A 12,269-nucleotide genomic window follows, 5' to 3' on the forward strand; every position below is an offset into this window, starting at 1 on the left:
TATATTTATATGCAATAAAATACAAATATGATATATTGTGGGATTGACAAATGGAAAATCAAGTGATATAATACTTGTAATTATATAGGCATATTGCGTCGGAGGTGAGGCTTTTGAAGGATAAGGCGCTTGAAAAATTGTCGAAAAATGAGCTGCTCGAGTTAATGCTTTATCTGCGAAAAGAATATGATAAGCTTAACGCAGAGAATGAAAAGCTTCTTCAAAAGCTCGAAGATAAAAAAAGTATCACTGACCGACTTGACAGGCTGGAGCGGCAGGTAGCTGCACTGACCGGTCACAAGCTGGTTGTTGAGCAGCCGGTAGTGGAGGAAGATCATGGCGGCAGATAGCAAGAACGAGGTGTTAAAAAAACCTGAGCTTCCTGATGTCCAGACACTCGAGCGGGTGGTAAAAAAGCATCATGAAAGGCGGGAATATCTGAGGATACTCCGCAGCACCGTGGCGTCGCTTCTTGTTGTGGCAGCGGCAGCAGTGATCATATCAATGTTATTTTTGCCTGTTTTGAGAGTAACGGGTACAAGTATGACGCCGACCTTGCATGACGACGAGCTGGTGGTGTGCAGAAAGCGTGGAAGCTTTCAGAAGGGCGATATAGTTGCGTTTTATTATAATAATAAGATACTGTTGAAACGTGTTATCGCTACAGCAGGAGATGTGGTGGATATTAAGGAGGACGGTACTGTTATCGTCAACGGAAAAACCTTGAATGAGCCGTATGTTGACGGCAAAGCTCTGGGAGAATGTGATATCGAGTTGCCTTATCAAGTGCCTGACGAGAGAATATTCGTTATGGGCGACCACAGATCTACGTCTGTTGACAGCCGTACAAAGAGGATAGGCTGTATTGCTGAGGAAGCAGTGCTTGGAAAGGTCTCACTGAGGATATATCCTTTTAAAAGGATAGGCACAGTGGACTAGCGTTTATTATAATATAGTGTATAATTTCGGAGGGAGTGATCCGTTTTGCAGAATTTTAACAGTAAAGTTCGGCAATATCTAAAAGAAAATGAAAGGAAAAAACGCAGCCGCTTGTTCGGTGTGGTGCTGTCTGTAGTTATGACAGTGTCAGTGCTGGCAAGTCTTGTTATGCCTGCAATAAGTGCCACTGAGGGTACTTCCGTGGCAGGTGGAGATGTTTCCTATAACGGCGGAAGCTATTCTTATAAGGATGCGAATAGCGTCACGATAAAATCCTATGATGCGGTCGGTTCAGGAAAAGACCAATCTAAAAAGATCGAATTCAATGTGGAATTTGATTTTGGCAAGGGCGAAATGACCAATAGGTATATTTATTTCCCTATCGACGATAATGTTAGCCTGCCCGAGGGCGGTATACCGTCAGACGGAACCTGGGGCGATGTCGAGGATACTCACTTCGATGAAGGACATGGAATTTCAGGTAAGTACAGAGTCGACGAGATAAATGGAAAGAAGTATCTTTTTATTGAGTTTGACGAGCGATATAAACAGAAAAACGAGAAGGACGCTATAAGCGGTAAGGCAAGCTTTGAGGGTAATGTAAAGCGTAAGGATACAGATACAGGTGATAAGACCACTGTTGAGATAGGCGGTCAGACGGTTGAAATAGACGGTTTTACTCCGCTCACTATGTCTGCCGTAAAGGACGCAAGCGAAACTGCTGACGGAGTTAGGTGGACTATCACAGTTGACAATCCTGCAAAGAAGCCTCTTGACAGGATCGAGGACGAGCTTTTTAAGGATGCTGTTGACGGAAGCTTCACTGTTTCACCTGAGGGTGCGGGAAGCTATGACGCGTCAAGCGGAAAGTTTGTTTTCAGCGATGGATTTAGCGAAGAAAATGTTACCATAAGCTACACGACCCCATATCCTACAAGCAATCCGGATTTCGTTATGTCAGGTAAGGTGGAAAACAAATCCACTACATATGACAAAGACGGTAATGGAGTAAAAGCAGATAAAACTATTTATTCTGAGTCAAAGAAGGATAAGATCTCAAAAACAGGCAAAAATGTTGACTACGACAATAACGAAGTCACATGGGAAATTGTTGTAAGCAACCCTAGCGGTGCAGACCTAAAGGGCTATCACCTTTATGATGAAGCATTTCCTGATGCAAAGCCGGGAAGCTTTACACTTAAAACTGACGATGGCTCAGATGTAAAGTACACACTTGACGGAAACACGCTTACGTTTGACGATAAAATAACAGCATCCCAAATCACCATTGAGTATGTGACTGCTATCGATCCTGACAAGGCGGAAACTACAAATACAGTTAAAATGCAAAGACCTGATAACAGCGAACCATGGAATGATATCACATCAAGTGAAACTGTTTATAATAGGTATCAGATATCAAAAAATGGTTGGATAGATAATAACACGTTAGGTATACTCAAATGGGAAGTAACTGTTAAATGTAATGACAAAAATTCTACCCTTAAAGGCAAGACAATAACTGATAATATGCTTAAAGCAGGACAGATTGTCAGCATAAAGGTTGGAAATGATACCTTTGATGCAACAGTTGCAAGTGACGGTGAGCTTGTTTTGCCTGACAGAATAGGTGACAATAACGAGGTAGTTATTTCCTATGAAACAAAGGTTGCTGACTATGATCTTGGCGACCCTGACAGCAGTGGATATTATTCAGTGAAAAATACTGCAGGTATTGACGGCTTCCATTCTGACAAGACGGTTTATTATAAGCCTGTAAACGAGAAGTCAAAAACAGTTCTTGACATTTCTCAGAACGGAAGCAGTGTTACATATAAGTGGCAGGTAGAGGTCAAGCAGACAAACGGTTCCTTCAGGGGCAAGACTATAAGCGATGTAATGAACGCTGCGTCAAATGACGGCAAGTCAATAAAGAGCGTTCTTGACCCTGATTCCATTATTATGTATGTTCAGAGAAATGGAAAAGGAAGCTATGAAACTCTTAACAGTTCAAATTACACTGTAGTACCTAATGCCGACAACACTTCGTTTGAGATAAAGTTCAATGATAGTGAAGAATTTGACAATATAAACCTTGTGCAGATACAGTATAGCAGTACCGTAGATGTAACAGGTCTTGACGCAGGTACTATTATAAATGTAAATAATAAGGCTGCTTATAAGGGTGAAACATTCGAGCCTAGTGCAGATAAGACTAAGTTTACTATAGGCGACAGCTCCAAAGCACCTTATGAAAAGTATGACGCTGCAAGCAGTGTAGCAGGCGACACAGTGCATGATCTTAGCAGCCTGCCTGTTGTTACTGTAAATGGCGTTGAGTATTACAGGTTTGATTGGCGGCTTGATATCAACAAGGACGGCACTTATAAGCGTAACGATAATGTTGAGATCGTGGACACGCTTCCGGCGGGAATGATATTCTACGAGAACAAGGATTATCTCAAGTATTCATTTGGAAATAGTTCTGATAAGTATGATTTTGCACAAACAACTCAGTTTGAATACTTCTATGATAAGACAGCCAATACAGTAACTTTCAAGACTGCATGGAATCAGCAGGACGCTTGGACAGCTTACTACAGTACACTTGTAAAGGTCGATGATGTTAAGAATGGTGTTTACAAGAATGGTACTGCAGCGTTCAAAAACACGGTTCAGGATAAAGCTGGAAAATATCCGGAGAGAAGCCAGACGCAGACAGTTAAGGAAAAGAACTTGAAGAAAACTTCTTCTCCGAAGTCCACCGGCTGTGAGATAACTTATACCATTGATGTTAACCCTAAAAAGCTCAAATGTTCTACAAGCGGAATGATAACTCTCAACGATGTTATCAAGTGCGGAGGCACGGCTGTAGTTAAGACAAAGGACGCTCAGGGTAACATTCAGACAAAAACGGTAAGCATAAATGGCAATTCCTCTGTTGATATGGATCTGAAGTCTATCAAGGTATTTGACGCAGATACGGGTGCAGAGCTTGCTGTGAGTGATTACAGTTATGTGATATCAGATCCGGAGGTAGTTGACAGCACAGTTTCTTGCAGTGCAGATGTTATTACCAATGAAAAGGGCAAGTTTATTGCTAACTTTATTCCAAGTGAAAGTATTGTTGGCGCTAAGGGTACTATTGATCTGACTTTGCCTGAGGGCTACGAAAACGGAAATATAAAGAGATACTATGTGGCTTATGGCTATATGGACGGCAACAGTTTCAAGGAAGTAAAGGCTTTTGCCAATAAGAGCGGCGAGTGGTCAGATTTTGGCAAAAGCATATCCGTTCCTGTGGAAGAGGTTTCTTCTGAGAAGGCGGGCGGTGTTTTCAGAGTCGAATATGAATACAGGGATAGCAGCGGCTTTTCAAACACTGAAGTCAGCAATGAAAAAATGCTTTCGGCTGTAAAGTGTTCCGCACTGACAGCGAAGACACGAGATTTTGTAAAGAAACTTGAAATAAACGTTCCAGATCAGCGTCACCTGAAATTAGTTTACATTTATACAGGAAGTCCTGCAAATGATGAGGACGCTGAGAACGATGGCTATAAAGTTCATGTGTTCAATAATATCTCATTTGACACAAACGGCTCTGCTGTAAATGACAGTGAAGATAATGATTCCGAGTTTGAGTTGATAAATCAGTCAAAGGCGTCATCAACAACTGTTGAGCCATTTAAGCTTATGAAGGTAGACAGCGGAGACTATAGTATTATGCTTAAGGCTTCTTTTGAGATCTACAGATACACTAAGCTGGAAAATGGCACATACGATTGGCTCCCGGCAGTAGATTTCAAAGAAAATGCTGCGAAGGACAGAAGATCAGTTATTTGGGGAAATTCGGCACAGGATAAGGCGCAGACATTCAATGTAAATGCTGACGGGTCATACAATCTTGACCTTGAACCTGCCGCAGGCACAGGAGATACTGAGGGCCATCTTTATAAGCTTATAGAAAAGCAAAGTCCAGAGGGTTATCTTCTTGACGAAACTCCTATTTATTTTGCTTTTAAAGTGCGTCCGGCTGTAGTTCCAAGTGAAGTCGGTGAGGACGGATATCAGTTCGTGAAGAACGGAGATATGTTCAGAGTAACAAATCTGCTGAAAGAGTTTAAGATAACTGCAAGCAAGGTTTGGAGCGATGGAAACGGCAATCATTCGGCAGAGAGCGTAAAGTTCCTTCTTGGCTCGTCAACAACTAAGGTTTTAAGCGGTGTTCCAGATGATATTCAGTGGGGCAGTGATGAGGTAACTCTTAACGAAGCTAACAATTGGAAACATGAGTGGACAAAGCTTCCTGGATATACAAAGGTCGGCAATGATTACAAGCAGCTTTACTACTATATCAAAGAGATCGATCTTGCAACAGGATATGAGGCTGTATACAGTGCAACGGCAATGAGCAAAAACACTGATGTTACAGTTACGAACGTCAAGGGACTTAACATTACGAAGGAATGGCGTGATGAGCTTGGAAACAAGCTTGCTGACAGTGAGCTTCCTGCCGGTATCGACAAGATCGATGCAGATGTTTATGAGTCCTCTGTTGCACCAAATTCAACTTCAAGAGTGAATGGAGATAACGGAATACCAACAGATTGCAAACTTATAAAAACTGTTTCTTTGGAAAAGTCTAAGAATTGGACGGTAACTCTTGACGGTCTTGACAAGGACAAGTATTATTATGTTCTTGAAAAGAATATACCTGACGGCTTTGGCGTTACATATACTTATTCTAATAACGGCAGTGCCACGGGCTTTGATACAATCATCAATACCAAGAACCCGCAGAAGATAGAAAAAATGGATGTTCGTCTGCAAAAGGCATGGTCTGACGGCGACAGCAATGCTCATACCAATGATAAGGTAACGTTCAATATCTATAGGTCAACAAATAAGGCTGACGTGCCTGAAAAATATAACAAGTTTACAGGTACAATGGATAAGGGACAGAATGTTAAATTCAAGATCCTTACAAGCAATGGTGCAGAAATGGCTCAGAACGGAAGCTTTGCCTCTGAGTATACCATGTATGGCTCGGCTAAGTTCAGTTTTGATATGACAAAGTCATGGATAAATAACGGTGAAACTGAGGGACGTGTTAGAGTTCTTGACAGTTCAGGAGCTGTTCTGGCTGACATCTATAAGTCAGGTGAAAATTGGGTGGACGGCAAGGCTATACCTATATGGAGCGGTGATAGCAAGTATGTCAGCGTTAGTGATTACGTTACACCGTCCTGGGACAAGAGTCAGTTTGTTCTAAATCTGAATAATATCACTTCAGATATTACTGTTGAACTTACACTTAAGGGCGATAGTGGCTGTTCATATGCAGTAACAGCTAATGATCTTGGCACACCTGAGAAGACGAACGTTACACCTGTTCCTGATAAAGATGCGATACCTAGCGGTGAAGTATTCTTGTGGAAGCAGATAACGCTCACGGCTGATAACAACTGGTCAACTGCCGTTTCTCTTGAAGAAAATAATGTCAAAGGAAATAAGTATTACTATTGGTTTGAGGAGATAGACGTGAACGGTCAGCCGGTAAGCACGTCATCATATAAGGCTTACTACAGATACAATGGCTCAGAAAATGAGAATTGCATTGATATGACAAAGAACGGCGATCAGTATGTTCAGGTCTATAACAACTCAGAGGAAACTTTGGGAGAGCTGCCTGAAACAGGCGGCATGGGTGTTATCCCATTCGTAGCGGCAGGCGGAACAGTCACTGTTGCTGCAACATTACTTTTAGTTACAAAGCGTCGCAAAAAAACGCTATAAATAAACCAATATGAAAGGATAATTAATTATGAAGATGAAGAAATTCGCAGCTCTTGCTGCTGCAACCGTTATGTCAGTTTCAGCTATTGCTGCAACATCAGCATTCGGAGTATTTGCTACTACTGATGCTGGCGTTAATAACATTGTTATCAAAGATTCTGATACAAACAGAGTATATAAGGCTTATCAGATCTTTGACCAGGCATCTGCAACAAATACTATCAAGTGGGGCAAAGGCATTAATGGCGATGCTCTGCTTACCAGCCTGAAAACTTCTGGTCTTAGCACTTATATGTCACAGTTCGACAGTGCCGAGAGCGCAGCAGACGTTGCAAAGATAATCTCAGACGCAGATCATTGGACAAAGGAAGATACTGCCAAGTTTGCAAAAGCCGCTTCTGCCTGCATCATCGACAATAAGTCTGTAACCGCCTATGAAGATAACGGTGAGTACACTATTCCGCTTCCAAATGCTGGCTATTATCTCGTTGTCGATGCAACAGAAAATAATGGTGTTGATAAGGCTAACTCAGCTCTTATCCTTAACGTTTCAGGCACAACAAACGTTACTCCAAAGAGGACAAAGCCAACACTTACAAAGCAGATCAAGCACAATGAGAATGACTCATGGGGCGATGTTGGCGACAACGCAATCGGTGACGATGTAGAGTTCAAGATCACAACAACTATACCAAGCGATGTATCAGCTTATGACAAGTATACATACACAGTTCGTGACCAGCTCAGCGAGGGCTTTACATTCAATGATAACCTTACATACAAGTACTATGACGCTGACGGTCAGGAGATCACTTCTGTTACAGTAGGCCCTAACACAACAGTTGGCGACGACAGCAGTACGACCGACTATAAGGAGTCTTTCTATGTTACTTTCGATATCAAGGAACTTGTAAAGAACTATCCTACAGTTGCAAAGATCGAAACTTTTTATTCTGCTAAGCTCAATGAAAAAGCTAAGGTAGCAGTTACTGCTCCTGACAGCGTGAACAATAACCCTAACACAGCTTATCTGACATATTCAAACAATCCTCAGGACACAACAGGTAAGGAGAAAGGTGAAACACCTAAGGTCACAGTTTATGACTGGACATTCTCACTTGTTGGTAACAAGGTAGACGAAAAGGGCGCGCCTCTTGCAGGTGCTAAGTTCCAGCTTAGAAATGTTCATAACGATGCTATCAGACTTGTCAAGATAGCTGACAATGTTTACAGACTTGAGATCGGCAGTGAGGCAGGCTCTGTTGATTATATCGAAACAGACACAACAGGTAAGTTCACTATCAAGGGCATTGATGATCAGACAACTTACAAGCTTGTTGAGATAGAAGCTCCTGCTCAGTATAACAGAGCTGATCCATATGAGTTCAAGTTTGACACAACATATGATCCTGCTAATACGCTTCAGTCCATTCGTATGCTCGACGGCACTGATTCAGGCACAAGCGGTTCAACAGTTAAGATCATAAACCAGAAGGGCGGCTCACTTCCAACAACCGGCGGTATCGGTACTCAGATCTTCTACGGTGTAGGCGGAGCTATCGTACTGGGCGCAGGTGTGCTTCTCATTGCTAAGAAGAGAGCTAAGAACGACTAATTTTTGAATTTATTTTTACCTTTGTCCTGCCGATCTCGGTCGGCAGGCATCAGGGAGGACTCCATGAGGAAGAAAAGCGGTAAATCAACTACAATTTTATTGGTCTTGTTATTGCTTGTGGGGCTCTCCGTGATGTTATATCCAACAATAAGCGATTGGTGGAATTCAAAAACGCAAAGCCGTGCGGTGGCGACTTATCAAAAAGCGGCAAATGACCTTTCTGACAAGGAGAATGAAGAGATACTCAGCCGTGCCAGAAAATATAATGAAGAGATAGCAAAGCTTGCCCGACCTTTTGTGGATTATGATCAGGTCAAGGGCTATGAGGATATCCTAGATATCACGGGGACGGGTGTTATGGGCTATATTTCCATTCCGACTATAAGGGTGGAGCTGCCAATTTATCATGGCACAAGTGACGGCGTGTTAAATGTCGCTGTGGGACATTTGCAGGGTTCGAGTCTGCCTGTTGGCGGAGCGGACACTCATTCGGTCATTTCAGCACATAGAGGTCTGCCGTCGGCAAAGCTTTTCAGCGACCTTGATAAGCTTGCGGAGGGCGATGAGTTCACTATAACAGTGTTGAAAGAGGTCTATACATATGAGGTCGAGGATGTTTATATAGTTCTGCCTAATGAAATGGATAAGCTGAACATTATTCCGGGTGAGGATCATGTTACGTTGACTACCTGTACACCATACGGAGTCAATTCTCACAGGCTTCTTGTTCGTGCAAAGAGAGTTGAAACTGCGGACGATACAAAGAGTGTTTCAAAAATAACGGCAGACGCTGTTCAGCTCGATTCTCTTGTGGTCGTGCCTTTTGTAGCAATACCATTGTTTGTGGTACTGCTTGTGTGGTGGTTTGTGGATTCAAAACGCAAAAAAATCTCTCATGATGAGCTTGTGGCAATGCTAGATAAGCCAGAGAGTGACGATAATGTTGAAAATCTACCTGATAAGGAGAGTAGCAAAGATGAAACTTAAATTTTCTCAGCTTGCAAAGGCTGTTTTGTGTACGGCGGCAATGGCTGTTTCAGCCTTGGGAAGTATGACGATCTCAGCTTCTGCAGCCGATAATATCAATGTGGATATAGTGTGCAAAAATGATACAACGACTGTTAGTAATGCCGAGTGGAGCATATATAAGGTCGGTGAGCGTAAAGAAGCTGACTTTGTCCTTACCGGCGAGTTCAGCGATTATCCTATAGATATGTCTGATTTTACTGACGCTTCAAAAATGCAGGCTGTCGCTGATACGCTCGACAATTACGCAAAAACCGATGGCATAAAACCAGTTTCAACAGGCAAGACGGACGCAAACGGTGAAGTAAAGCTTTCTGCTGATTCTGTGGGTCTGTATCTTGTTTCAGGCAAGAGTTTTGAAAACACAACAGCTAAGTTTACACCTTCTCCGTCACTTATCGAGATAGATAAGGATATCGTGGCTGAGGGTCAGATAACAGTTTACACCAAGTTTACATACGAAGAGATCCCAGCAGGGGACAGTGATTATGGTGTAAGAAAGTCGTGGATAGTTCCTGATGGTCAGGAAAAGCTCATACCTGATAATATCAAGGTGGAGATATATCGTGATGGCAAGCTTTTCGATACTGTTACTCTTAACGCTGACAACAATTGGGAGTATTTCTGGAAAGACAATTCTACGGCTGAGTGGACAGTTAAGGAGATAGATATTCCTGCCAACTACACAGTTGTTACCAAAAGTAATGACAAGCTGTTTCTTATAGAGAACACATATAAGTCAGACAGTTCGAGTAATACAGATAGTAGTTCAAGCACACCTGACAGCAGCTCGTCAGGCTCTGATTCATCAAGCTCAACGCCTGACAATATACCACAGACTGGTTCGCTCAACTGGCCGGTGCCTGTACTTATAGGCGGTGGAGTTATCCTTATCGTGGCAGGCTGGAGAGTAAGCAGAAAAGAGAAATAAAGGCGAAACCACATAGGCTCGCCTTTACAACAGGAGAAAAATAGTGACTAAAAAAAAGCTAGGACTTTTGTTGATAATAATGGGGATAATGCTGATAGCGGCGGCATTATCCCTTAATTATTACAACTATTTTCATGAAAAGCAAAGTAATAAAAGGATGGAGGCTGTGCTGAGTGACCTGAAAACGCAGATCTCAGACAGTTCAGAGGATAGCGACAGCAGTTCACCCTTTGACATTTTTGACGATAGTCGATCCACGGACAGCGAGATAGATGACCCGGATAAGGATATCGTGCTTGACGGCAACTCATATATAGGCTTGATTTCATTCCCGACACTTGGGCAGGAGTTTCCTGTGACCCGTGGCTGGAGCTATGCTGCCATGAATACTGCGGCTTGTCAGTACAGCGGCAGACGTGTAGACAATGATCTTATAATCTGCGCTCACAATTACACAGGCTTTTTTGATAAGCTGGATAAGCTCAGCTCAGGTGACGAGGTCATTTTCACCGATGTTTACGGCAGAGAATTTAACTATACTGTCACAAACAGCGAACTGCTGAGCGGCTGGGATTCGCCATCGCTCATAAAAGGTGGTGGCAGCGACTGGGATCTGACCTTGTTCACCTGCACATGGAGCGGTTACAGCAGAGTGACTGTAAGACTTGTTTATTCATAAATACATCAAAAACGCACAGAGTTCTACACCCTGTGCGTTTTATATTCCTGCGGCAAGTCTTATTTTTTTTATATCAAAAGTTTTTAGTTTGTCATCGTATATGCAGTGTCGTCTTGACTTTCTTGGGTGGCGGCGTGTATAGTCAATGGCTTCTTCAAGGTCATTTGTTTGAAAAACTGGACGTTTCATTGCTTTGTTGTATACTGTGTATCTCATAAAAATACCTCCCAAATAATTCTTATAATTAATTATAACATTAATTGGTACGTTGGTCAATAGCAATATTGTACAAATTTAACCTATTAATCAGATATACATAAATTAAAACAGAAATCGACTTGTTTAAGAACACTTCACGACATAAGACGACATAATTCTACTTATAAAAATTATAGTGATAGTGGGATATTGTGCAAAAATGAGAATGGTTGGTCAATTTGACGAACGATAAAGTATAAATTTGTTTTGACAGCGAAAGTTGTAACACAGTTTTCATTGATTGATAATTAATTGAACATTCAAATATGGTATAATACCCTAAAGAATCGGAGAGGAGCGAGGAGTTATGGATAGGTTTGTGCGAAAATATGGAAGATATGTACCCTTTGCTTTAACTATTATCATAATAATTTGCTGTGCTCTTTTTCTGAAGGACCATGAGTTTTCTGAGATACTCAGTTATTGCCCGGACAATTTGTGGCTTGCCGCATTTGTTATTCTGGGGTTTTATGGATTGAAGTCCTTGTCGGTGGTATTCCCGCTTGCGGCTATTTTTGTGTGCGTGGGTGCAATATATCCGTTCTGGGTGGGCATTTTGTTGAACGTAATAGGACTATCGGTTTGTTTTACTGTTCCTTATCTTGTGGGAAGGATATCGGGTGGCGATATCATGCGTGTTATTGAGATGAAATATCCTAAGGCACGAAAGCTTGTAAATTATGGGCATGACAATAATCTGTTCGCCTCCTACATTTCAAGGGCAGTGGTAGTTGTGCCGGGCGACCTTGTTTCAATGATACACGGCGCACTGCGAATGCCTTACAGACCATATCTTCTTGGCTCGATAATGGGAGTGATGCCTGAAATGCTTGTGCAGACATATATTGGAGCACAGTTGAAGCATTTGACAATAAAATCTGTGCTTGTGATGATAGCACTCATAGCTGCAACGCTGGCTTTTTCGCTGATACTTAATAAAAAGGTCAGCAGGAGCGGCAAGCAGATGGACAAAGAAGATTTTTGATATATGTACAAAAAAGCGGACTGATAACAACAGCCCGCTT

The 12,269-nt window shown here is 42.1% G+C and carries 9 protein-coding genes; 8 read left to right on the forward strand and 1 reads right to left on the reverse strand.

Annotation, left to right across the window (positions count from 1 at the left end; translation table 11 throughout):
* Window positions 1–113 precede the first annotated feature (113 nt).
* From KQH97_RS03535 to KQH97_RS08755, 7 genes are all read left to right on the forward strand, one after another.
* Complete coding sequence (locus KQH97_RS03535; RefSeq protein WP_117863975.1) at window positions 114–350, forward strand: hypothetical protein; 237 nt, start codon at window positions 114–116, stop codon at window positions 348–350.
* Window positions 337–939 (forward strand): signal peptidase I, encoded by a 603-nt coding sequence (lepB, locus tag KQH97_RS03540; protein ID WP_022288300.1) that lies wholly within the window; start codon window positions 337–339, stop codon window positions 937–939. The genes KQH97_RS03535 and lepB overlap by 14 nt, the downstream gene beginning before the upstream one ends.
* Before the next feature lie 45 nt (window positions 940–984).
* A complete protein-coding gene (locus KQH97_RS03545) occupies window positions 985–6,735 on the forward strand; it encodes a Cna B-type domain-containing protein (protein WP_216552764.1) in 5,751 nt (1,916 codons plus the stop codon).
* A gap of 28 nt (window positions 6,736–6,763) precedes the next feature.
* The gene (locus KQH97_RS03550) at window positions 6,764–8,350 is read left to right on the forward strand and encodes an isopeptide-forming domain-containing fimbrial protein (RefSeq protein ID WP_216552766.1); all 1,587 of its coding nucleotides are present in this window, start codon (window positions 6,764–6,766) and stop codon (window positions 8,348–8,350) included.
* A gap of 63 nt (window positions 8,351–8,413) precedes the next feature.
* Window positions 8,414–9,337 carry a class C sortase gene (locus KQH97_RS03555; protein ID WP_216552768.1) on the forward strand — a complete coding sequence of 308 codons (924 nt, stop codon included), beginning with the start codon at window positions 8,414–8,416 and terminating at the stop codon, window positions 9,335–9,337.
* On the forward strand, window positions 9,327–10,307 hold the full coding sequence (locus KQH97_RS03560) for a Cna B-type domain-containing protein (RefSeq protein ID WP_216552770.1): 981 nt from the start codon (window positions 9,327–9,329) through the stop codon (window positions 10,305–10,307). The genes KQH97_RS03555 and KQH97_RS03560 overlap by 11 nt, the downstream gene beginning before the upstream one ends.
* A gap of 43 nt (window positions 10,308–10,350) precedes the next feature.
* A complete protein-coding gene (locus tag KQH97_RS08755; RefSeq protein ID WP_117876497.1) occupies window positions 10,351–10,986 on the forward strand; it encodes a sortase in 636 nt (211 codons plus the stop codon).
* A gap of 39 nt (window positions 10,987–11,025) precedes the next feature.
* On the opposite strand, the gene KQH97_RS03570 is transcribed toward KQH97_RS08755, so the two are convergent.
* Window positions 11,026–11,202, reverse strand: a complete 177-nt coding sequence (locus KQH97_RS03570) for a hypothetical protein (protein WP_171028869.1) — start codon at window positions 11,200–11,202, stop codon at window positions 11,026–11,028.
* Window positions 11,203–11,551: 349 nt separating this feature from the next.
* Here KQH97_RS03570 and KQH97_RS03575 point away from each other — a divergent pair, with 349 nt between their 5' ends.
* On the forward strand, window positions 11,552–12,229 hold the full coding sequence (locus KQH97_RS03575) for a TVP38/TMEM64 family protein (protein ID WP_117876498.1): 678 nt from the start codon (window positions 11,552–11,554) through the stop codon (window positions 12,227–12,229).
* Window positions 12,230–12,269 lie beyond the last annotated feature (40 nt).

It is taken from the genome of Ruminococcus sp. MSJ-25 (genome assembly GCF_018917825.1).
GTDB classification, from domain to species: domain Bacteria; phylum Bacillota; class Clostridia; order Oscillospirales; family Ruminococcaceae; genus Hominimerdicola; species Hominimerdicola aceti.

What these genes read in the sequence shown, in the direction of transcription:
- lepB (WP_022288300.1), top strand. Translation starts at nt 337, where the DNA reads ATGGCGGCAGATAGCAAGAACGAGGTGTTAAAAAAACCTGAGCTTCCT.
- KQH97_RS03550 (WP_216552766.1), top strand. Translation starts at nt 6,764, where the DNA reads ATGAAGATGAAGAAATTCGCAGCTCTTGCTGCTGCAACCGTTATGTCA.
- KQH97_RS03555 (WP_216552768.1), top strand. Translation starts at nt 8,414, where the DNA reads ATGAGGAAGAAAAGCGGTAAATCAACTACAATTTTATTGGTCTTGTTA.
- KQH97_RS03560 (WP_216552770.1), top strand. Translation starts at nt 9,327, where the DNA reads ATGAAACTTAAATTTTCTCAGCTTGCAAAGGCTGTTTTGTGTACGGCG.
- KQH97_RS03570 (WP_171028869.1), bottom strand. Translation starts at nt 11,202, where the DNA reads ATGAGATACACAGTATACAACAAAGCAATGAAACGTCCAGTTTTTCAA.
- KQH97_RS03575 (WP_117876498.1), top strand. Translation starts at nt 11,552, where the DNA reads ATGGATAGGTTTGTGCGAAAATATGGAAGATATGTACCCTTTGCTTTA.